The organism is Amycolatopsis saalfeldensis (assembly GCF_900110575.1).
Lineage (GTDB): Bacteria > Actinomycetota > Actinomycetes > Mycobacteriales > Pseudonocardiaceae > Amycolatopsis > Amycolatopsis saalfeldensis.
This window is the reverse complement of sequence record NZ_FOEF01000022.1, coordinates 95,072-116,392: the sequence shown is the minus strand read 5'-3', so window position 1 is coordinate 116,392 and position 21,321 is coordinate 95,072. Positions and strand designations below refer to the sequence as shown.

At 72.6% G+C, this 21,321-nt stretch carries 22 protein-coding genes; 15 read left to right on the top strand and 7 right to left on the bottom strand.

All coding sequences use genetic code 11. From position 1 onward, the window contains the following. Positions 1 to 334 precede the first annotated feature (334 nt). Positions 335 to 964 (top strand): YigZ family protein, encoded by a 630-nt coding sequence (locus BMY97_RS36875; protein ID WP_091626716.1) that lies wholly within the window; start codon positions 335 to 337, stop codon positions 962 to 964. Between the two features lie 11 nt (positions 965 to 975). Here BMY97_RS36875 and BMY97_RS36870 read toward each other — a convergent pair whose 3' ends face one another. The 3 genes from BMY97_RS36870 to BMY97_RS36860 form a co-directional block, all read right to left on the bottom strand. Beyond that, complete coding sequence (locus BMY97_RS36870) at positions 976 to 1,551, bottom strand: GNAT family N-acetyltransferase (protein ID WP_091626713.1); 576 nt, start codon at positions 1,549 to 1,551, stop codon at positions 976 to 978. A 56-nt stretch (positions 1,552 to 1,607) separates the two neighbouring features. After that, on the bottom strand, positions 1,608 to 1,883 hold the full coding sequence (locus BMY97_RS36865; RefSeq protein ID WP_091626710.1) for a hypothetical protein: 276 nt from the start codon (positions 1,881 to 1,883) through the stop codon (positions 1,608 to 1,610). Positions 1,884 to 2,009: 126 nt separating this feature from the next. Next, positions 2,010 to 2,489 carry an Lrp/AsnC family transcriptional regulator gene (locus tag BMY97_RS36860; RefSeq protein ID WP_091626876.1) on the bottom strand — a complete coding sequence of 160 codons (480 nt, stop codon included), beginning with the start codon at positions 2,487 to 2,489 and terminating at the stop codon, positions 2,010 to 2,012. A gap of 112 nt (positions 2,490 to 2,601) precedes the next feature. Between BMY97_RS36860 and BMY97_RS36855 the strand changes: the two genes are divergently transcribed. Continuing rightward, complete coding sequence (locus BMY97_RS36855) at positions 2,602 to 3,657, top strand: Glu/Leu/Phe/Val dehydrogenase dimerization domain-containing protein (protein WP_091626874.1); 1,056 nt, start codon at positions 2,602 to 2,604, stop codon at positions 3,655 to 3,657. Positions 3,658 to 3,678: 21 nt separating this feature from the next. After that, positions 3,679 to 6,474 (top strand): FAD-binding and (Fe-S)-binding domain-containing protein, encoded by a 2,796-nt coding sequence (locus tag BMY97_RS36850; protein ID WP_091626707.1) that lies wholly within the window; start codon positions 3,679 to 3,681, stop codon positions 6,472 to 6,474. On the opposite strand, the gene BMY97_RS36845 is transcribed toward BMY97_RS36850, so the two are convergent. Both BMY97_RS36845 and BMY97_RS36840 read right to left on the bottom strand, forming a co-directional pair. Then, the gene (locus tag BMY97_RS36845; protein ID WP_091626704.1) at positions 6,471 to 7,403 is read right to left on the bottom strand and encodes an aminoglycoside phosphotransferase family protein; all 933 of its coding nucleotides are present in this window, start codon (positions 7,401 to 7,403) and stop codon (positions 6,471 to 6,473) included. The genes BMY97_RS36850 and BMY97_RS36845 overlap by 4 nt on opposite strands. A 40-nt stretch (positions 7,404 to 7,443) precedes the next feature. Next, positions 7,444 to 8,016, bottom strand: coding sequence for a TetR/AcrR family transcriptional regulator (locus tag BMY97_RS36840; protein WP_091626701.1), 573 nt, complete (start codon positions 8,014 to 8,016; stop codon positions 7,444 to 7,446). Positions 8,017 to 8,146: 130 nt separating this feature from the next. On the opposite strand from BMY97_RS36840, the gene BMY97_RS36835 reads away from it, so the two are divergent. The 11 genes from BMY97_RS36835 to BMY97_RS36785 all read left to right on the top strand — a co-directional run bounded on the left by BMY97_RS36835 (position 8,147) and on the right by BMY97_RS36785 (position 18,074). After that, positions 8,147 to 9,337, top strand: a complete 1,191-nt coding sequence (locus tag BMY97_RS36835) for a cytochrome P450 (RefSeq protein WP_091626699.1) — start codon at positions 8,147 to 8,149, stop codon at positions 9,335 to 9,337. Positions 9,338 to 9,341: 4 nt separating this feature from the next. Further along, a complete protein-coding gene (locus BMY97_RS36830) occupies positions 9,342 to 9,557 on the top strand; it encodes a ferredoxin (protein WP_091626696.1) in 216 nt (71 codons plus the stop codon). A 172-nt stretch (positions 9,558 to 9,729) separates the two neighbouring features. After that, positions 9,730 to 11,052, top strand: a complete 1,323-nt coding sequence (locus tag BMY97_RS36825) for an MSMEG_0569 family flavin-dependent oxidoreductase (protein WP_177231711.1) — start codon at positions 9,730 to 9,732, stop codon at positions 11,050 to 11,052. Further along, positions 11,052 to 11,891 carry an amidohydrolase family protein gene (locus tag BMY97_RS36820; protein WP_091626693.1) on the top strand — a complete coding sequence of 280 codons (840 nt, stop codon included), beginning with the start codon at positions 11,052 to 11,054 and terminating at the stop codon, positions 11,889 to 11,891. The genes BMY97_RS36825 and BMY97_RS36820 overlap by 1 nt, the downstream gene beginning before the upstream one ends. 3 nt (positions 11,892 to 11,894) lie before the next feature. After that, entirely contained in the window at positions 11,895 to 12,407 is a 513-nt protein-coding gene (locus tag BMY97_RS36815; protein WP_091626690.1) for an MSMEG_0572/Sll0783 family nitrogen starvation response protein, read from the top strand. A 12-nt stretch (positions 12,408 to 12,419) separates the two neighbouring features. Continuing rightward, positions 12,420 to 13,502: an MSMEG_0568 family radical SAM protein gene (locus tag BMY97_RS36810; protein ID WP_245787692.1), complete on the top strand. Its 1,083-nt coding sequence runs from the start codon at positions 12,420 to 12,422 to the stop codon at positions 13,500 to 13,502. 1 nt (position 13,503) lies between these two features. Beyond that, positions 13,504 to 14,874, top strand: coding sequence for an MSMEG_0567/sll0787 family protein (locus BMY97_RS36805; RefSeq protein ID WP_091626687.1), 1,371 nt, complete (start codon positions 13,504 to 13,506; stop codon positions 14,872 to 14,874). Further along, positions 14,871 to 15,701, top strand: coding sequence for a carbon-nitrogen hydrolase family protein (locus BMY97_RS36800; RefSeq protein WP_091626685.1), 831 nt, complete (start codon positions 14,871 to 14,873; stop codon positions 15,699 to 15,701). Before BMY97_RS36805 ends, BMY97_RS36800 begins: the two co-directional genes overlap by 4 nt. After that, a complete protein-coding gene (locus BMY97_RS36795) occupies positions 15,702 to 16,532 on the top strand; it encodes a carbon-nitrogen hydrolase family protein (protein ID WP_091626682.1) in 831 nt (276 codons plus the stop codon). It abuts the gene before it with no gap. Position 16,533: 1 nt separating this feature from the next. Continuing rightward, positions 16,534 to 17,613 (top strand): MSMEG_0565 family glycosyltransferase, encoded by a 1,080-nt coding sequence (locus tag BMY97_RS36790; RefSeq protein WP_091626680.1) that lies wholly within the window; start codon positions 16,534 to 16,536, stop codon positions 17,611 to 17,613. A 32-nt stretch (positions 17,614 to 17,645) separates the two neighbouring features. Beyond that, on the top strand, positions 17,646 to 18,074 hold the full coding sequence (locus BMY97_RS36785) for a PPOX class F420-dependent oxidoreductase (RefSeq protein WP_091626677.1): 429 nt from the start codon (positions 17,646 to 17,648) through the stop codon (positions 18,072 to 18,074). Positions 18,075 to 18,080: 6 nt separating this feature from the next. Here the strand turns inward: BMY97_RS36785 and mtnA are convergent, their stop codons facing one another. Beyond that, on the bottom strand, positions 18,081 to 19,067 hold the full coding sequence (gene mtnA / locus BMY97_RS36780; protein ID WP_091626674.1) for an S-methyl-5-thioribose-1-phosphate isomerase: 987 nt from the start codon (positions 19,065 to 19,067) through the stop codon (positions 18,081 to 18,083). Positions 19,068 to 19,929: 862 nt separating this feature from the next. Here mtnA and BMY97_RS36775 point away from each other — a divergent pair. After that, on the top strand, positions 19,930 to 20,328 hold the full coding sequence (locus BMY97_RS36775; RefSeq protein ID WP_091626865.1) for a RidA family protein: 399 nt from the start codon (positions 19,930 to 19,932) through the stop codon (positions 20,326 to 20,328). A gap of 114 nt (positions 20,329 to 20,442) precedes the next feature. Here BMY97_RS36775 and BMY97_RS36770 read toward each other — a convergent pair whose 3' ends face one another. Beyond that, a complete protein-coding gene (locus tag BMY97_RS36770; RefSeq protein WP_091626672.1) occupies positions 20,443 to 21,234 on the bottom strand; it encodes a PIG-L family deacetylase in 792 nt (263 codons plus the stop codon). Positions 21,235 to 21,321: the final 87 nt, after the last annotated feature.

The following is a 21,321-nucleotide window of genomic DNA, read 5'->3' as shown; positions in this document are numbered from 1 at the left end:
CACACGCCGTTGGGCGGCCGAACAGTGGTCGGTGCAGCCCACGCGCTGGGTGCGGTCAGCCGGTGTGGTGGGGGGCGGGCCGGGCGCGTGGTGTTACTCCCGGGTTCGCCGGGTCTTATGACGATAGTGTGAATTCGCTGTAATCGACATACGTCGCCGGGCCCGGGTGGGAAATGCCACGCTTACGTTGACGCCCCCCGGGGTACTCCCATATGTCGGGCCTTCTCTCCCGGTGATCGGACGGCACCCGCGCTGAGCTGGTGAAACGCCGCCGCGACCGGGCGCTCATGCGCGCGACGAGGGTGGTTGACTGGTCGCATGAGGCGAGCCGTCGATGACTGATCGTTATCTCTCCGTGCCGAGTCCGGGACTGCACGAGATCGAGATCCGGCGCTCCCGCTTCCTTTGCGCCCTCGCCCCGGTGGCCGGCGAAGCCGCTGCCCGCGAGGCGATCGCGGCCCGGCGGAAGGCCGAACCGGCCGCGCGCCACCACTGTCACGCGTTTGTCCTCGGCCCGGACGGCCGCACCCAGCGCTCCAGCGACGACGGCGAACCCGCCGGCACCGCGGGCATCCCGATGCTGGAGGTCCTGCGGCGCCGCGGGGTCACGGACACGGTCGCGGTGGTGTCCCGCCACTTCGGCGGCGTGCTGCTGGGCGCGGGCGGCCTGATCCGCGCGTACGGGCAGGCGGTGTCGGAAGCCCTGGACGCGGTCGGCGTGGTCGAGTACCGGCGGCTGCGCCTGGTCGACGTCGAGGTGGACTACACCCGCGCGGGCCGGCTGGAGAACGACCTGCGCTCGTCGTCGTACACGCTGAACGAGACCCGCTTCGACGCCACCGCCCACTTCGAGGTCGGCCTCGGCACAGACGAGGAGGCGCCGTTCGCCGCCTGGCTCGCGGACCTCACCGGCGGTGAGGCGGTGCTGACCCGGCTGGGGGAGGAATGGGTGCGCTCGGTCTGACGCGGCGGGCGTCAGGGTTGCGGTCGATCTTGCAATGCGGCCCATTCGGCGCGGGTGATGGCGTACTCGCGCACGCCGTGTTCGGCGCCTTCGGCGGTGTCGTGCCCGTCGGCTGGCACGGTGCGGAGGTAACGGAGGCCGACCTTCTCCAGGACGCGCCGTGAGCCCTGGTTGACGGTGAGGGTGGCGGCGGTGACGCGGTTCGCGCCCAGGTCGGTGAAACCCTTCGCCAGCAAGGCTCGGGAGCCTTCGGTCGCGTAGCCGTGGCCCCAGGCCGCGCGGTGCAGGCGGTAGCCGAGTTCGGGTTCGTCCACCGGGTCGCCCGGCTGCGGGCGGAAGTGGAACCAGCCCAGGAAATCCGCACGCTCCCGGTCGAGCGCGGCCCAGAAGCCGTAACCGGGGAAACGGGGGTGATAGCCCAGGAATGCCGGGAGGTCAACGGCGGCGATCTCGGCCCGGTCGGCCGGGGCGCCGCCATTGAGATAACGCATCACGGCGGGGTCGTTGTAGAGGCCGAACAGCAGATCCGCGTCTTCGCCGGTGAAGCGGCGCAGAATCAGCCGTTCCGTTTCCAGGAACACGTCCATCCCGGTAATGCTGCCGGGCGCGGGCCCGGCGGCCAACGGGTTTTCCGAACCCGGCGCTAGGCGGCCACGATCGTGCCCGGCTCGTTCAGGGCCGCCATTCCGGCGGCGGTCAGCACGGCGAGCACCCGCTCCCCGTGGGCACCCGCCGAGACGGGTTCGAGCAGGCCCAGCCGGGCCAGCCGGCGGGCGGTGCCCTGGTCGCAGCAGCTCAGGCCGTCGACGAACAGGTCCGGCTCACAGCTGCAGCTGATCTGCGCGCGCCCGGCGGCCACCGCGGCCAGGGTGGCCCGCTCACGATGATTCAGTTCGGTGTCTTTCAGTTCGGCAGTCACAGCGGTACCTCGTTTCCGTGGTCCGGGCTTTCGTGGTCCAGTAGAACAAGGACCACCGACAGTTTCGCCCCGCTCACCCCCGAATCCGGGCATTTCCTGTGTTTTCCCGGGTGATGTCGCGTCTTTTCAGGGGTTCTCCGCCGGACGGCCGATCGGCAGCTCTTCCACGGTGGACTTGCGCAGGTGCCGGAAGATGATCGAGCTGCGGAACCCGACCACCTCCTTGCGCAGGGCGAGCCGGTCGGTCAGGAAAGCATGCAGGTGGTCGATGTCGCGCACGGCGACGTGGATCAGGAAATCGTCGCTGCCCGCCGCCACGAACACCGAAAGCACCTCCGGCCGCTCCGCCATCGACCGCTGGAAGGCGTCGATCACGGCGCGGCTGAGCGGGCGCACCTGCGCGGACACCATGGCCTGCACCGAGCGGCCGAGGCTGGGGAGGTCGACCTCGGCGTGGTAGCCCCGGATCACCCCGCGCTCGCGCAGCAGCCGCGTGCGCTCCAGGCAGGTCGACGGCGCGATGCCGACTTTCCGCGCGAGGTCGCGGTTGGTCTGCCGGGCGTCTTCCTGCAGCAGCCGCACGATCGCCGAATCAAGTTCGTCCAGCACGTCCCTGTCGCCTCCGCTGCCGAATTATGTTCGCCGCCGACCCGAAATCGCCGGGCACGACTCTAACTTCATCCGGCAGACAGTGTCGGACATGCGGAAGGTGACCTCGATGACCGTCCACCCCCTGCCCTGGGACCACGACCGGCTGGTGGTGCGCCGCGGCCGTCGCTCCGGCGTCACCACGATGGTCGCGATCCACTCGACTGCGCTCGGGCCCGCGCTCGGCGGCTGCCGGATGAAGGCCTACGCCGGCCTGGACGAGGCCGAGCGTGACGTGCTCCGGCTCTCGGCCGCGATGACGGACAAGTGCGCCGTCGCGGGCATGGACTTCGGCGGCGCCAAGAGCGTGATCGCCCTGCGGCCCGGGCAGCAACTCGATGCGGAGGAGCGGCACGCGGTGCTGCTCGACCACGCCGAGCTGATCGCCTCGCTGGAGGGCCAGTACCTCGCCGGGCCAGACATCGGCACCGGTCCCGAGGACATGCTGGTGCTGCGGGAGCAGGGCGCGCCCGCGTTCTGCCTGCCGGAATCCGCGGGCGGCATCGGCTCGTCCAGCGGCCCGACCGCACAGGGCGTGCTCGCCGCGCTGCGGGCCGCGTCCGGGGCGGTGTTCGGCACCCCGGACCCGGCCGGACGGCGGGTGGTGGTGTGCGGGTTCGGCTCGGTCGGGCGGCTGGTCGCGAGCGGGCTGGCCGACGCCGGCGCCGAGGTCACCGTCTCCGACGTGACGGAGGGGGCCCGCGCGGACGCCCGTTACCTCGGCTACGCCTGGGCCGAGCCGGCCGAGGCGCTGGCACTCGACGCCGACATCCTGGTGCCCGCGGCCGTCGGCGGGGTGCTCGGCACGGACACCGTGCTCAACGCGCCGCTCATCGTGGGCCCGGCCAACAACCAGCTGGTCGACGACGGCGTGGCGTCATCGTTGGCCGCGCGCGGCATCGTCTGGGTGCCCGATTACGTGGCGAGCGCGGGCGGCGTCGTCTACACCGTGGCGCGGGAGGTCGAGGGCCTGGACCACGCCACGGCGGCCGCGCGGGTGGCGGCGATCGGCGACGTGGTCTCGGCCTTGTTGTCCGATTCCGCCGCCCGTGGCACGACGCCGCTCGCGGAGGCGGCGGCGTTGTCCCGGCGTCGTCTCGGCGGGGTGCGTACGGCGGCGGTCTGACGGAGTGTCTTGAATGGGGGTGTGGAGATCCTCACCGACACCGCCACGCTCGCGCTGTACACCACCGACGCGTCCAACTACCGCCACGTGCCGCTCGGCGTGGTGCTGCCGGAGACGGTGGACGACGTGATCGCCGCCGTCGCGGCGGCGCGTGAGCGGGGCGCGCCGGTGGTGGCGCGCGGCGGCGGCACGAGCGTCGCGGGCAATTCGTGCGGGCCGGGCATCGTGGTGGACACCTCCCGGCACGTGCACGGTGTCCGCTGGCTCGATCCCGCCGCCCGGCTCGCCCGGGTCGCGCCCGGCACGGTGCTCGACGACCTGCAGGCGCTCGCCGCGCCGCACGGCCTGCGGTTCGGGCCCGACCCGTCCACCCACAGTCGCTGCACGCTCGGCGGCATGATCGGGAACAACGCCTGCGGCTCGCACTCCGTGGCCTGGGGCCGCACCGTCGACGTGGTGCGTGAGCTGGACGTGCTGCTCTACGACGGCACGCGGCTCACGGTGGGTCCCACGACACCGTCCGAAGTGGACGAAAGAGCGGCGCGCCCGGGCAGCGAGGGCCGGGTGTTCACCGAACTGCGCGCGCTGGTGCGCGACAACCTCGCGTTGCTGCGCAAGGAACTGTCGACCTGGCCGCGCCGAGTGTCCGGCTACGGCCTGGAACACCTGTTGCCGGAGAACGGTTTCGACGTCGCCAAGGCACTGGTCGGCAGCGAGGGCACCTGCGTGACGGTGCTGGAGGCGACCGTCGCGCTCGCCGAGCTGCCGCGGCATCGGGTACTCGCCGTGCTCGGTTTCGCCTCGGACATCGCGGCGGCCGACGCGGTGCCGGAGATCCTGCCGTGGTCGCCGCTGACCGTCGAGGGAGTGGACGCCCAGCTCGTCGCGTTGTTGGAGCCGGGCCGCGCGGACGGCCTGCCGCCGGGCGGCGCGTGGCTGTTCGTCGAGCTGGCGGGGGAGTCCCCGGCCGAGGCCGCCGCGCGGGCGCGTGAGCTGGCGGCTTCACTGGACTCGGTGGTGACCGGCTCGGTGGTGCTCGACGACCCGGCGGCGCAACGCCGGCTCTGGCGCATCCGCGAGGAGGGCGCGGGACTGGCGACCCGCCTCGCGGACGGCTCGGAGGCCTGGCCCGGCTGGGAAGACGCGGCGGTGCCACCCGAGCGGCTGGGCTCGTACCTGCGTGGTTTCAAGGAACTCATGGCGCGTTACGGCCGCCAGAGCGTGGTCTACGGCCACTACGGCGAGGGCTGCCTGCACCTGCGCCTCGACTTCGACCTGCTTTCACCGCCCGGCATCACGGACTTCCGCGGGTTCGTCGAGGAGGCCGCCGACCTCGTCGCGGCGCACGGCGGCTCGCTTTCCGGCGAGCACGGCGACGGGCAGGCCCGTTCCGAGTTGCTGTCGCGGATGTACAGCCCGGAGATGATGGCGCTGTTCGGCCGGTTCAAGGCGATCTTCGATCCGGACGGCCGGATGAACCCGGGCATCCTGGTCGACCCGCGGCCGGTGGACGCCGACCTGCGGGTGCGGCGCGCGCCGCTCGCGCTCGAAGACGTGACGGTGCTCGGCTACCCCGAGGACCAGGGCAGATTCGGGCAGGCGATGCGCCGCTGCGTCGGCGTCGGGAAGTGCCGCAACACCAGCGGCGGCGGCGTGATGTGCCCGAGCTACCGGGCCACCCGCGAGGAGCAGCACTCCACCCGCGGGCGAGCGCACCTGCTCGCCGAGATGGTCAACGGCGAGGTGATCAAGGACGGCTGGCGTTCCGAAGAAGTGGCGGAGGCGCTGGACTTGTGCCTGTCCTGCAAGGGCTGCCTTTCGGACTGCCCGGTGGACGTCGACATGGCCACCTACAAGGCGGAGTTCCTGCACCAGCACTACCGCGGCCGCGTCCGCCCGGCTTCGCACTATTCGATGGGCTGGCTGCCGCTGTGGCTGCGCGGGGCCGCGCTCGCGCCGCGGGTGGCGAACTTCTTCTCGCGTCGACGCTGGGCGGCCGCCGCGTTGAAGCGGGCCGGCGGGATCGCGGCGGAACGGGCGCTGCCGGAATTCGCGACGGTGCCGTTCACCAAGGCGCGCAAGGACTTGCGACGGTGGGCCAGTGGCCCGCGGCCGGTGGTGCTGTGGCCGGATTCGTTCAACAACTACCTGACCCCGGCCGTGCTCGACGCCGCCACGGAGGTGCTCACCGCCGCGGGCTACGACGTGGTGCTGCCGGACCGCGGTGTCTGTTGTGGACTGACTTGGGTCTCCACCGGCCAGCTGGACACGGCCAAGCGGGTGCTGCGGCGGACGCTCGAGGTGCTGCGGCCGTACCTCGAAGCCGGGTACGAGGTCGCCGGCCTGGAACCCAGCTGCACCGCGCTGTTCCGCGGCGACCTGGCCGCGCTGCTGCCGGGCGACGCGACGGCGGAACTGCTGGCCTCCCGCACCCGGACGTTCGCCGAACTGCTTGCCGACGCGCCGAAGCCGCTCGAAGCGTCGCTGGACGTCGAGACGGTTACGCAGGTGCACTGCCACCAGCACGCCGTGCTCGGCTTCGCCGCCGACGAGGCCGCGATGGCCGCCGCGGGCGTCCGCAACACGACGCTGGACGCCGGCTGCTGCGGGCTGGCGGGCAACTTCGGCTTCGAGCGCGGGCATTACGACGTTTCGAAGGCCGTTGCCGAGGACCGGATGCTGCCCGCGCTGCGGGCGGCGCCGGACTCCACTGTGGTGCTGTCGGACGGGTTCAGCTGCCGTACGCAGATCGAGCAGGAGTCGGGCCGGCGCGCCGTGCACCTGGCCGAGCTGTTGCGGCGCGGGCTGCACCGCTAGCCGGCAGTGCCCCACCAGGCGGTGGCGAGCGCGTCCAGCGTCGGCTCGGGTGGGGCGGGCAGGGCGTCGAGGTACCAGCGGAAGTCGCTGTACACGTGTAGCAGCGCGTACGCCAGGCACCGGCGGGCGAACTCCTCGCCGAGGTCGGCCGGGTGGTAGCCGTACGCCAGGAGCAGCCGGTGCAGGAAGGCCGCGTCGCCGCCGGAGACGAACAGGCCGACGGCCACGAACTCGTATTCGGCGGCGCCACGCATGGCGGGTTCGAAGTCGAACAGGCCGGTGGGCTCCCCGCTGCCGGGGGTGACCATCAGGTGGTCGCGCATGAACTCGGTGTGCAGCGGGACGGTCGCGGGCTCGCCGAGGTCCACCGCGTCGAGGAACGCCGGGATCTGCGCCAGCCAGTGTTCGTCCAGATTTGTGGCGCGATGGTGGTCGAGCGCCCGATCGCGTTGGCCGGTAAGGAAAGCGCTCCAGTTCGCTGGGCCGAGGACCGTCAAAGCGGGGTCGTCCAGGCCGTGTAGCGCGGCCAGCGCCTCGCCGAGCCGCGGGGCGAGCGCGGCTTTGTCCTCCGTGGACAGCTGTGGCCAGGCCTCCTTGAGCGTGACGCCGGGGAGCCGGTCCATCAGCACGTAGCCCCAGCCCTCGTGCTCGCCCGCCTGGACGACGCGCGGGGTCGGGATGGGCAGGCGTCCGTGCAGGGCCTCGAGCATCGTGCGCTCGGTGGGCAGCTCGCCGAGGTGCACGGGCGGGAACAGCTTCAGCACCAGGTCCGCACCCACGGCGTACACCGGCAGCGAACCGTCGGCGAACGGTTCCGGCTCACCGCGGACGCCGAGGGAACCCAGCAGCGTCCGGACCGGGGGGAGCAGCCCGGCACGGGTCAGCCGGGCGAACTCGGCCTCGGTGGCGGCGGGCGGGAACGGCGTCATGCCCGGGACGTTAGGGCCGCGGTGGTCGTCCGCCAACGGATTATCCGTTGCGCTCCAGCAGGGTCCGCACGGCCGGCCGGATCAGCCGGACGATGTCGTCGGGGTCGGCGCCGGCCAGCGGCTCCTTGCCGGTCACCGAGCGGACCAGGCCGATGCCCAGCAGCCAGGCCAGGACGAGGTCCGCGCGCAGTTCCGCGTCCGGCTGGTCGGTGAGGGTGGTCAGGACCCGGGCGTACTCCTCGCCGACGTGTTCGCGCATCGTGGTGGCGGCGCCGCTGCTGCCGGTCGAGCGCAGGTAGGTCTCCAGGGAACGGCGGGGGCTGCCGTCGCGGGGCGGTTCGAGCAACGTCCGCAACGTCGTTTCGAAGAGCTGCTCCGGCGGTGTCGTCTCCAGTTTGGCCAGCCCGCCCCGGGCCATCACGACGCCGAACAAGGACTCCTTGGAGCCGAAGTAGCGGAACAGCAGTGCCTGGTTCACCCCCGCCTGCGCCGCGATGTCCCGCACGGTCGTGCGATCGAAGCCGCGCTCGGCGAACAGCTCCTCGGCCGCGTCCAGCAGGGCGGCCTTCGTCGCCGCGGCGTCCCGCTTGCGGGCCTGCTGTTCTCCGGTCATACCGCCTCCGTCCGCGACGAGGTTAACCGGCGTGCGGACGGTGTGCGCATTGACGCGCTGCGTCACCATCGGTAGCGTTGTAAGCAGGCGCTTACAAACCGGACTTTCCAGCAGATCGGGAGTTCTCCGCATGACCACCACATCCACCGAACCGCTCGCCTACCCGTTCAACGAGGAAGAGGGCCTGGCCCTCAACGAGGCCTACGCGGCCGCCCGCGAAGCCGACGGCATGGTCCGGGTCCGCATGCCGCACGGCGAGGACTCCTGGCTGGCCACGAGGTACGCCGACGCCCGCCTGGTGCTGGGCGACCGCCGGTTCTCCCGCGCGATGGCCGAGCACAAGGACGAGCCGCGGATGGCCGCGCACCGGCGCACCGGCGGCATCCTGATGATGGACCCGCCGGACCACACCCGGCTGCGCACGCTGGTGGCGAAGGCGTTCACCATGCGCCGCGTCGAGCTGCTGCGCCCGCGGGTGGCCGAGCTGGCCCAGGGCCTGGTCGAGGACATGAAGGCCGCCGGGCAGCCGGCCGACCTGGTCGACCTCTACGCGCTGCCGATCCCGGTCGCCGTGATCTGCGAGCTGCTCGGCGTCCCGGCCGCCGACCGGCCGCGCTTCCGCGTGTGGAGCGACGCGGCGCTGACCACCAGCGGGCTCACGGCGGAGGAAGCCGAGCGCAACCGCGAGGAGCTGCGCGCGTACATGGCCGGGCTGATCGCGGAGCACCGCGCCGAGCCGCAGGACGACCTGATGTCCGCGCTCATCTCGGCGCGCGACGAGAAGGACCGGCTCAGCGAGCTGGAGCTGGTGGACATGTGCGTCGGCATCCTGGTGGCCGGGCACGAGACCACCGCGAGCCAGATCCCGAACTTCGTGTACGCGCTGCTGGACGAGCCCGGGCAGTGGGCGCGGCTGTGCGCCGAGCCGGAGCTGATCCCGTCGGCCGTCGAGGAGCTGCTGCGGTTCGTGCCGCTCGGCGCCGGCGCCGGGTTCGCCCGGTACGCCACCGAGGACGTCCAGGTCGGCGACGTCCTGGTGCGGGCGGGCGAGCCGGTGCTCGTCGCGATGGGCGCGGCGAACCGCGACCGGCTCCAGTTCACCGACGCCGAGGGGCTGGTGCTCGCCCGCGAGGACAACCGCCACCTCGGCTTCGGCCACGGCGTGCACCACTGCCTCGGCGCGCCGCTCGCCCGGCTGGAACTCCAGGAGGCGCTCAAGGCGCTCACCCGCGAAATGCCGGGCCTGCGCGTGGCAGGCGATATCGTGTGGAAAACCCAGATGCTCGTCCGCGGAGCGCGGTCGATGCCGATCGGATGGTGACACGATGGCTTGGCACGTGGAGGTCGACGAACACACCTGCATCGGTTCCGGGATGTGCGCGTCGCTGATGCCCGAGATCTTCGAGCTGGAGGGCGCGACCGCGCGCACCCGCGCCGAAACCGTCGAGCCGGACGAGACGGTGCTCGACGCCGCGGACTCCTGCCCGGCGATGGCGATCACGGTCACCGCGGGCAAGGAGGTCGTCGGCCCCCGCCCGTAGGCAACCCCCTCGAAGGGCCCCTCCGCCGCCGCGGAGGGGCCCTTTTTGGCGCCTGGCAACGGAACTGGTGTTAACGCCGGGTGTGGCCAAGCGTTACCCGGGGCGAGTCTGGTAACACCGCGGTGTTCCGGATGAAACGGATCGGACATCGTCCGCCGGTGCACTGGGTCCCATGAATTTCCAGCTGGACGGCCTGCACCGGCCGGTGATCGTGGTCGGCGGCGGCCAGGCGGGGCTTTCGATGTCCCGCTGCCTGACCGAAGCCGGGGTCGGGCACCTGGTGCTCGAACGCGAGCGCGCCGGGCACGAATGGCGTGCCCGCCGCTGGGACAGCTTCTGCCTGGTGACCCCCAATTGGCAATGCCGGCTGCCCGGTTTCCCCTATCGGGGCGAGGATCCCGAGGGCTTCATGGTGCGGGACGAGATCGTCGCGTACCTCCAGGAGTACGTGCGCTCGTTCGACGTGCCGCTGGCCGAGGGCGTCGAGGCGACCCGGCTGCGGCAGCTGCCGGGCGGCGGTTTCCGGCTCACCACCACGGCGGGCGAGCTGACCGCCGACCACGTCGTGCTGGCCACCGGCCCGTACCAGGTGCCGCTGACCCCGCGCCTGGCCGAGCGGCTGCCGGACGACGTCGTGCAGCTGCATTCTTCGGCGTACCGCAACCCGGCGCAGCTGCCCGAGGGCGAGGTGCTGGTGGTCGGCACCGGGCAGTCCGGCTGTCAGATCGCGGAGGACCTGCACCTGGCCGGGCGGCGGGTGCACCTCGCGGTCGGGTCCGCGCCGCGGGTCGCGCGCCGGTACCGCGGCCGGGACGTGGTGGCGTGGCTGGACGACATGGGCTATTACGCCCGGGGCATCGAGGAGTTCGCCGACGCGGACGCGGTTCGCTTCCGTGCCAACCATTACGTCACCGGCCGCGACGGCGGGCACGACCTCGACCTGCGTGCCTTCGCCCGCGACGGGATGCAGCTCTACGGCCGGCTCACCGAGGTCCGCCGGGGCGAGCTGGCCTTCGCCGACGACCTGCGCCGCAACCTCGACGCCGCCGACGCCGTGTCCGAGGGCATCAAGGACTCCGTCGACCAGTACATCGCCGCCCAGGGCCTGGACGCGCCGGAGGAAGCTCGGTACGTCCCGGTCTGGTCGCCACCGGAAGGACCGCGAACCCTTGACGCGGCGCGGATCTCCGCCGTCGTCTGGAGCACCGGCTACGGCCGTGACCACCGCTGGATCGACGTCCCGGTGTTCGACGGCAAGGGCTATCCGACGCACCGGCGCGGCGTCACGAGCTGCCCGGGCCTGTTCTTCCTCGGCCTCCCTTGGCAGCACACTTGGGGCTCCGGCCGGTTCTGCGGCGTCGCCGCGGACGCGGAGTACCTGGCCCGGCGCATCCTCGCGGGGGAGCGCGCGGCCGACGTCCGCTGGATCTCCGGCACGCCCGTCGCCACCTATCCCCGCGACGAGGACTGGGTCGCGCCGAGGACGGTGGCGTGATGGGTGGCTGGATCACCGACGCGCACCGCCACCTCGGGGTGCTGCCCGCGTATCCCTTCTACGGCGGCCCGCCGGTCGCGCCGGCCATCGGCTCGCGCGCGACGATCGGCGAGCTGCTGGCCGACCTGGACCGCGAGCGCACCGAACGGGCGCTGGTGATCCCGAACTACGGGGTGCCCGACCCGGCGATCGCCTTCTCCTTCAACGAGTTGTGCGTCGAAGCGGCCGGCAAGGACGACCGGATCAGCGCCGCGCTGTGGGTTTCGCCGCGGCCCGAGGACGCCGCGCTGACCGACGCGGCGTTGAAGCTCGCCGGTGAACCCGGGGTGCGGGCGCTCAAGCTGAGCTTCCTGCTCGGCGGCCGCGCGAGCGACCCGGCGTGCAAGCCGCAGCTGGACCGGATCTTCGCCACCGCAAGGGAAAACGACCTCGTGGTCCACGTGCACACCTCACCCGGCGCCGCGTCGGACATCGACGAGGTGGGCAAGCTCGTCGAGGCCTATGCCGACGACGTCAAGCTGCACCTCGTGCACTTCGGCGGGGGCATGAGCGGGCACATCAAACTCGCCGGAGGCCGCTTCTTCGACTGGATCGCCGCCGGGAAACAGGTCTACACCGACCTTTCCTGGGCGATCGGCTTCACCCCGCGCTGGCTGGCCGAGGAGGTCTCCCGGCGCGGGATCGGGCACGACCGCGTGCTCTTCGCCTCCGACGAGCCGTGGGGCGACCACTCCGGCGAACTCGCCAAGCTGACCGCGGTGGTCGGCGACGGCGAGCTGGCCGGCCACGTTTTCCGGAGCACGTTCGAAGTGCTTTACGGACCGAAGAAAGGGAAATGACCGATGGCAGAGCTGACCGACACCGAGAAGACCAGCCTCGACGAGATCCCGCACCCGTCGCTGCCGCAGGGATCGAACCTCTACGGCGGGACCAAGGTCTTCCCGGACTACCAGGCGGAGCACGGCGAAACCTACTTCACCCTGGTGCACGGCATCGCGCACGAGTCCTCGGTGAGCTTCGTCGCGATCCTGCAGGCCACGCGCGCACTGCGGAAGGGCTTCGAGACCGCGATCTACTTCTACGGCCCCGGCTCGCTGAACTGCCTGGCCACCCGCGGATTCCCGACCACCGGCAACGCCGCGTTCCCGGGCGAGATGAACATCAACGACCAGCTGAAGACGTTCATCGGCGAGGGCGGAAAGGTCTTCTGCTGCCGCTTCGGCCTTTCGCTGCACGGCGCGCGCGAAGAAGACCTCATCGAGGGCGTCATCCCGACGCACCCGTTGGACGTGCAGGACGCGCTGATCCACTACGCGCGCAAGGGCGCGATCATCAACTCCACGTACATGTTCTAGGAGGGCGGGCCTGTGCGCGCCGGCACCCGAGACGATCCTGAAACCGACCTGGACACCCGCGCCGACATCGCCGTCCGCGGGGTGCGCATGGACGCACCCGTGCGGCGCAGCAAGGGCGCCGGGCCGAGCGACGACGGGCACCTGGTCGTCGACGGTGCCAACGCCGCCCTGCCCTTGAACGACCAGAGCCCGTACTCCGTGCGGGACGGGCGGATCTTCCGCGGCCCGCTCGACCTCGGGCTGTCGGTGGCACCGGTCGCCCGGCCGAGGTTCTACGACCTGTCCACAAAGGATGGTGTGCCGTACCGGAAGATCGCGCTGCTGCACGGGAAGGACGTGCTCGCGAGCACGGTCGTGCAGACGTGTATCCGGTACGGCGAGGACCAGCGCTGCCGGTTCTGCACCATCGAGGAGTCCCTGCGCGCCGGGGCCACCGTGGCCGCCAAGACCCCGGCGCAGCTCGCCGAGGTGGCGGAGGCGGCGGTGCGGCTCGACGGCGTCCGGCAGCTGGTGCTGACCACCGGCACCACCTCCGGCCCGGACCGCGGCGCGCGGCATCTCGTCCGCTGCGTGCGCGCGGTGCTGGCGGCGGTGCCGGGCCTGCCGATCCAGGTGCAGATCGAGCCGCCGGGTGAACTCGGCGTGCTCACTGACCTGAAAGAGGCAGGCGCGACGGCGATCGGCATCCACGTGGAGTCGCTCGACGACGACGTCCGGCGGCGCTGGATGCCGGGCAAGTCGACCGTGCCGATGGCCGAGTACGAGGCGGCGTGGGACGAGGCCGTACGCGTGTTCGGCCGCAACCACGTGTCGACGTACCTGCTGATCGGGCTGGGCGAGGACCCGGACGAGCTGGTCGCGGGCGCCGCCCGGCTGATCGAGCGGGGCGTCTACCCGTTTGTGGTGCCGATGCGGCCGATGCTCGGCACGCTGGCCCGGCGGGACGGGGCGGTGGCGCCGTCCACCTCGCTGGTGCGGGACGTGACCGGGCGCGTCGCGGCGCTGCTGCGCGCGGCCGGGATGACCGGCGCCGATCAGGGCGCGGGCTGCGCGGCCTGCGGGGCGTGCAGTGTGCTCAGCGCGGCGGGAGGCTGAGATGGACCACGACATCCTCGCGCTGCTGGGCGATGTCCGCAGCGTCGCCGCCCGGCCCGGCTTCCGCGTCGAGCCGGCGGATTCCGGCGGATTGACGGAGTACCACGCGCTTCGCCACGAGGCGTTTGTCGATCGCCAGTGCCTGTTCGACCGGCACGACCTGGACGACCGCGACACGGACCCGCGCACGGTGGTCCTCCTCGCGCGCGACGCCGCGGGCACCGTGCTCGGCGGCGTCCGGCTCGGCCCGGTCGACGACGGGCCGGACCTGGGCTGGTGGCAGGGCGGCCGGCTGGTCGTCGCGCCGGGCAGCCCACACGGCACCGGGACGGCGCTGGTGCGGGCGGCCTGCGCACGCGCGGAGTCGGCGGGCGCGCTGCGGTTCGAGGCGACCGTGCAGGCGCGTTACGAGCGGCTGTTCGGCCGCATCGGCTGGTCAGCCGTCCGGCCGGTCACCGTCGCGGGCACCGGCCACGTGCTGATGCGCTGGCCGATCGACCGGATCGCCGCGCTGGCCCGTTCGGCCAAAAGCGCGCTGGGCCCGTTGCTGCACGGGCTCACCGGCGTGCCGGGCTTCGTCGGCGACGACGGGGTGCCGGTGCCGGGCAGCGACCTCGTGGCGGCGTGCGACGCGATCGTCCCGTCGATGGTCGAGCGCGACCCGGAGTGGGCGGGCTGGTGCTCGGTGCTGGTGAACGTGAACGACCTGGCCGCGATGGGCGCCGAACCCGTCGGGCTGCTGGACGCGCTCGGCGCGCGCGACGCGTCGTTCGCCTCGCGAGTCCTTTCCGGACTGAAGCGGGCGAGCACCGCGTACGGCGTGCCGGTGCTGGGCGGGCACACGCAGTTCGGCGTGCCCGCGTCGCTTTCGGTCACCGCGCTGGGCCGGGCCGAGCATCCGGTGCCCGGTGGCGGAGGCGTTGCCGGACAACGGGTCTGGCTCACCGCGGACCTGGGCGGACGCTGGCGTCCCGGCTACACCGGCCGTCAGTGGGACTCCACCAGCGGCCGCTGCCCGGCGGAGCTGCGGGACCAGCTGGGCGCGGTCGCGCGGGCCCGTCCGGCGGCGGCGAAGGACGTGTCCATGGCCGGGATCGCCGGCTCGCTCGGCATGCTCGCCGAGGCCTCGGGCTGCGGCGCGGTGCTGGACGTCGCGAGCGTGCCCCGCCCGGCCGGCGCGACGGTGGGCGACTGGTTCACCTGCTTCCCGGGGTTCGCGATGCTGACCGCGGGCGCGCCCGCCCCGGCGAGCGCGGCGGTGACCGCGCCCTGCGGCGAGCTGGTGCCCGGCTCCGGCGTGCTGCTGCGCTGGCCGGACGGTGAGCTGACCCCGGCCGTCACCGGCGGGGTCACCGGATTGGGAGAGTCATGAGCGTGTTGCGGATGGCCGCGGCGGCGGCCCCGTTCGACCGGGACGTCGAAGGCGACTTCGCCCGGATCGAGAAGCTGGTCGCCGAGGCCCGTGCCGAGGGCGTGGGACTGCTCGCGCTGCCCGAGGCGGCGCTGGGCGGGTACCTGGTGAACCTCGACGGCGGCGCCGAAGGGCCGCCCGCGCTGGACCCCGGCGGCCCGGAGATCCGGCGGCTCGCCGCGATCGCCGGCGACCTGGTGGTGACGGCGGGCTATTGCGAGCGCGAAGGGGACCGCCGCTACAACTCGGCCGTCTGCGTCAGCGGCGACGGCGTGCTCGGCCACCACCGCAAAGTGCACCAGCCGCTGTCGGAGAACGCCAGTTACGGTGCGGGGCAAGGGTTCGCCGCGTTCGACACGCCGGTCGGCCGGCTCGGCATGATGATCTGCTACGACAAGGCGTTCCCCGAATCGGCGCGGGCGCTCGCCCTCGACGGCGCGCAGATCGGGATCTGCCTGTCCGCCTGGCCGGGCAGCCGCACCAACCCGAGCGCGGACCTCGCCGAGGACCGCTGGAAACGCCGGTTCGACCTGTTCGACCGGGCCCGCGCGCTCGAGAACCAGATCGTCTGGCTGTCGGCGAACCAGTCGGGCGCCTTCGGCGACCTGCGGTTCGTCGCGGGCGCCAAGGTGGTCGACCCGGGCGGCGAGGTGCTGGCCGACACCGGCGTCGGCGAGGGCTTGGCGATCGCCGGGCTGGACGTCGAGCGGGCGCTGGCCACGGCACGCCGGTCGATGGCGCACCTGGCCGACCGACGGCCCGCCGCGTACCCGGATAGTGTCGCGTGAATGGGGCAGATCCGGATCGCCGCGGTGGCCGCGCACTTCGGCCGCGACCTCGAGTTCGACGTGCGGCGCATCGCGACGCTGATCGACCACGCCCGCCAGTCCGGCGCGGCCCTGCTGGTGCTGCCGGACGCGGCGCTCGGCGGTTACCTCGCCGACCTGCGGCATCCGGACCCCGAGGCCCTGCCGCCCGCGCTCGACCCGGACGGCCCGGAGCTGAAGACGATCCAGTCGCTCGCCGGGGAGATGACCGTGTGCGTCGGCTACTGCGAGGCCGACGGGCCGCGGCGCTACAACGCGGCGGCCTGCGTGACCGGCGACGGCGTGCTGGGGCGGCACCGGAAGGTGCACCAGCCGCCGGGGGAGAGCATCGCGTACGAGGCGGGTGACTCCTTCACCGCGTTCGACACGCCAGTGGGCCGGGTCGGCATGCTGATCGACTACGACAAGACGTTCCCCGAGTCGGCGCGCTCGCTCGCGGTGGACGGCGCGGAGGTCGTCGCCTGCCTTTCGGCCTGGCCGACCAGCATCACCAACCGCGCGCAGCGGATGGCGCAGGACCGGCAGTCACGGCTGTTCGACCTCTACGACTGCGCCCGCGCGGCGGAGAACCAGGTGGTGCTGGTGTCGTCCAACCAGACCGGCGCGATGGGCGGGATGCGGTTCCTCGGCCAGGCGAAGGTGGTCGGGCCGGGCGGCGAGATCCTGGCGCGCACCTGGTCGAAGGCGGGCATCGCGGTGGCCGAGCTGGACGTGGCGCAGGAGATCGCGAACGCCCGGCGCGTGCTGCATCACCTGGGGGAGCGGAAACCGGCGGTTTACCGGGAGGCTTGAAGTGCGGATCGCTTTGCTGAGCTACTCGACGAAGCCGCGTGGCGGGGTCGTGCACACCCTGGCGCTCGCGGAGGCGCTGGCCGCGCTCGGCGAGGACGTCACGGTGTGGACGCTGGGCCGCGGTGGCGACAGCGGTTTCTTCCGGCCGGTGGACCCGCGTGTGCGGCTGTCGATCGTGCCGTTCCCGGACGTTGTGGACGAGTCGGTGGGTTCGCGCATCTTGCGGTCGATTTCGGTGCTGCGGGCGGCTTTCACACCCGAGGCGTACGACGTCGTGCACGCGCAGGACTGCATCTCGGCCAACGCCGTGGATCGGTGCGTGCGGACGGTGCACCACCTCGACACGTTCACCACGCCGGAGCTGGCGGCGTGTCACGAGCGGGCGATCGTCCGGCCGTTCGCGCACGTGTGCGTTTCGGCTTCGGTGGCCGCGGAAGTCGAGGCGGGCTGGGGGATCCGGGCCACGGTGATCCCCAACGGCGTGGACGCTTCGCGATTCGCTTCGGCGCCCTACGGCGACTGGCGCTCGCGGCTGGGCCGTTATGTGCTGGCTGTCGGCGGCATCGAGCCGCGGAAGGGCTCGCTGGACCTGCTGGAGGCGTTCGCCCGGCTCGACGAGCCAGACCTGGGCCTGGTCGTCGCGGGCGGCGAGACCCTGTTCGACTACCGCGATTACCGGGCGCAGTGGGAAAAGCGCGCCGCCGCACTGGGCGTGGCCCCGGTGGTGCTCGGCCCGGTCGCGCACGACGAGCTGCCATCGCTGATGCGTTCGGCGGCGGTGTTCGCCTTCCCGTCGACGAAGGAGGGCTTCGGCCTGGCCGCGATGGAAGCGCTGGCCGCGGGAGTCCCCGTGGTGACCCGCGACCTGCCCGTCCTGCGCGAGGTCTTCGACGGCGTCGCCCGCTTCGCCTCGACGCCGTCCGAGTTCGCGGACGCCCTGCGGCTGGCGCTTTCCGCGGGCCCGGAAGACCTTCGGGAGGCGGGGCTGGCGTTGGCCCACCGTTACACGTGGCCCGCGGCGGCCGAGGCGCATCGGGAGTTTTACCGGTCGGTCGCCGGTGCCCGGCCGGGCTTATCCTGAGCCGGTGTGGCGCCGTACGGGGAGGGGATGTCGTGTCGTTCACTGACGAAGAGGTCGCCTACCTGCGGTCGCAGCCGCTGGCGCGGGTGGCGACCGTGGGCGCGGACGGGCAGCCCGACGTGGTCCCGCTCGCGTTCGAGTTCGACAGGACGTTCTTCTGGGTCGGCGGCTCCGGCGCGACGGTCCTGGACACGCGCAAGTTCCGCAACATCGGGGCCGGCCGGCACCAGCTCTCCCTGGTGATCGACGACCTCGTGTCACTGAATCCCTTCATCGCCAGGGGGATCCGGGTCTACGGCCACGCCGAGCCGCCGGTCGAGCGGGTGGGCCTGGTCGGGCCGGGCGTCTACACGCGGATCACGCCGGCCGTCTCCTGGAGCTGGAACCTGGCCGGCGAGCCCGCCGGCGACACCTGGTACGAGTCGAGGCGAGCCGTCCACAACAGCTCGGCGCCCATCTGAGGCCGGTCACGGGTGTGCTGCTTCGGCTGACGGCGTGCGGACGCCGTGTTCGGTGACGACCGCGGTGATCAGGGCGGCGGGCGTGACGTCGAAGGCCGGGTTGAACACGGCGGCGCCCTCGGGCGCCACGCGAAGGCCACCGAAGTCCGTCAGCTCGCCCGCGGCGCGCTCCTCGATCACGATGTCCGCGCCGGTGGGCAGCGATTCGTCCACAGTGGACGACGGCGCGACGACCACGAACGGCACCCCGTGGTGCGCGGCGGCGATGGCGAGGCCGTAGGTGCCGATCTTGTTGGCGACGTCGCCGTTCGCGGTGATGCGGTCGGCGCCCACGAGCACGCAGTCGACCAGCCCGCGCGCCATCGCGGCGGCGGCCGCCCCGTCCGGCTGGATGCGGTAGGGCACTCCGGCCTGCGCCAGCTCCCACGCGGTGAGCCGGGCGCCCTGCAGCAGCGGCCGGGTCTCGTCGACCAGCACCGACTCCACGAGGCCCCGCTCGTGCAGATGCCAGACGACGCCGAGGGCCGTGCCCCAGGCGACGGTGGCGAGGTGCCCGGCGTTGCAGTGGCTGAGCAGCCGCAATGGACGCCGCTGGGAAGCGCCGAGCACCACTTCCGCCGCGTGCGCGGACGCGGCGCGGTTGAGCCGCTCGTCCTCGTCCAGCACGGCCAGCGCCTCGGCGAGCACGGCCTCGGGCCCGTCGTCGAGCTTCGCCAGCGCGCGGGCAACACCCCAGCTGAGGTTGACCGCAGTGGGCCGCGCCTCGGCCACCCGCTTGGCCTCGGCCCGCACATCCCCGCCGGCGAACGCCGCGAGCGCCACCCCGAGCGCCCCCGCCCCACCCAGCGCAGGCGCTCCGCGAACGGCCAACCGCCGGACAGCGTCAACGAGCTCGTCGACGGTCCGCAACCGCAGCGTCCGGTACTCACCGGGCAGCGCGACCTGATCGATGATCTCGACGGCCCCTTCGGCCCAGTCGACTGTGCGGCGCATCGTTCCTCCGGTGATCGGGTGGCCCTTGGGCCAGTGGTTTGTCGGGCGGCTCGGCTCGGTTCGCTTGTGGCCCGGCCGCTTCCGGGTGCCGTGCCTGTCCTGTCCTGGCCTGGCCTGTCATGGCCTGGCCTGTCCTGGCCGGACCGGCCGGGCCCGGCGGCCGGGTTGGCTGGCGGGCCCTCGGCCCGGGTCGGGGCGGGCACCTGGCCGGCCGCCTTGGCGGCGGGTCAGTACGGCTGAGCGGCTTGGGCATGGCCGCGCCGGTCGGATTGGGGTTGGGTCGGCCTTGTCGGCCGAGGCGGGCGGCTTGGGTGGCGGGTTGTCGGCGGGTTGGTCTGGTCGAGTGGGTTGGCTCGGCGGAGAGGGTCTGTCAGGCCGGGCGGTTTGGCTGGCGGAGTGGGTCTGCTGGGCCGGGTGTGTTGGTCTGGCTGAGCAGGTCTGTTGGGTCGGGCGGGTTGGGCTGGCGGAGTGGGTCTGCTGGGCCGGGTGTGTTGGTCTGGCTGAGCAGGTCTGTTGGGTCGGGTGTGTTGGTCTGGCGGAGCGGGGCTGCTGGGCCGGGTGGGTGGCTCGGCGGAGCGGGTTTGCTGGGTCGGGTGTGTTGGTCTGGCGGAGCGGGTTTGCTGGGCCGGGTGGGTGGCTCGGCGGAGCGGGTTTGCTGGGTCGGGCGGGTTGGGCTGGCGGAGCGGGTTTGCTGGGTCGGGCGGGTTGGGCTGGCGGAGTAGGGCTGCTGGGCCGGGCGGGTTGGGCTGGCGGAGTAGGGCTGCTGGGCCGGGCGGGTTGGGCTGGCGGGTAGGTCCGGACGTAACGGGCGGCTCGGTTAACCGGTGGTCCGGACCCGGCCGGTTCGGCCAGGATGCCGGTCGTGACGATCCACCGGCAGAACCCGCCCGCGCTGCATGCGACGCCCGGCTACCACCACGTGACCATCGCCGATGCCCGGCGCACCGTGTATCTCGCCGGCCAGTGTCCGCTGGCCCAGGACGCCACCGTGGTGCCCGGGGACGTGCTCGCGCAAGTGGATCAGGTCGTCGCCAACACCGGCGCCGCCCTCACCGCGGCCGGCGCCACTCCGGGTGACGTGGTGCGCACGGTCGTCTACGTGGTCACGTCCGACCGCACCACCTTGTCGGCCGTCTGGGAGCGGTTCACCACCTCCGACATCGCCGCCGCGTTCACCACGGCGAGCACGTTGCTGGGCGTCGCGCAGCTGGGGTATCCGGGGCAGCTGGTGGAGCTGGACGTGACCGCCGCGCTCGGCTGAAGCCGTCGCTCACCTCCGAAACCCGCTGCGGTCACCTGCCTCTCCGACTCTGCCCTGAGACGGCGGCCTCCGCACCGCAGAGTGCCCCAAGGTCCTCCGCCGCACGGGGGCTCGTCACAGACCGGCCATCAGATCCGTCTCCGTGATCCCCGGGCCCTGGCCCTCCCGGATGAACCACTCCGTGCCGAAGGCGAACCGGAAAGCCTCTTCCGGCATGGCCAGGAAGAACGAGTCCTCGCTGATCTGGCTCGGGTGGGCGCGCATCGCGGCGCGTTTGGTGTCCAGGTAGGCGGTGACGTCGACCGAGGCGGTGAGCTCGGCTTCGGGCTTGCCCATCCGCTGGTCGTCGGGGTCCGGCAGCGCCTCGGCGGGGATGTCGCCGCGGTTGACGGCTTCCTCGATGCCGCGGCGCATGTAGTCACGGTTCGACGTCGCCTGGTAGACGCGCCCGACCCCGGCCAGCTCGGCGGCCCGCACGCCGACGCGGTGGACCTGGATGTGGTCCGGGTGACCGTAGTTGCCGTAGTCGTCGTACACCGTGAGCACGTCGGCGGACTCCTCGCGCAGGATGGTGGCCAGCCGCTCGGCGGCCTCCTCCACCGGCGCGGTCCAGAACGTGCCCGGCGCGTCGTTCGTCGGCTCGCCCATCATCCCGGAGTCGCGGTAGCCCAGGAACTCCACGCGCTTCACGCCGAGCACCTCCGCCGCGGCGTGGACCTCCCGGACCCGCCGCTCCCACAGCTCTTCACCGTCGGCGAGGAAGCCCTCGGGCACTTCGCCCACCTCGCCCCGCGTCGCCACGACGAGCACGACGCGGTGCCCCTCGTCGGCGGCCTTGCGCATCACGCCGCCCGTGACGATGCACTCGTCGTCCGGGTGGGCGTGGAACGTCACCAGTGTTGCCATGTCCCCGAAGGTACCGGCACCCACCGACAAAAACCGCTCGCGCGCGGGTCCGGCGAAAATGGCTGGACGGGACGGCACACGCCTCGA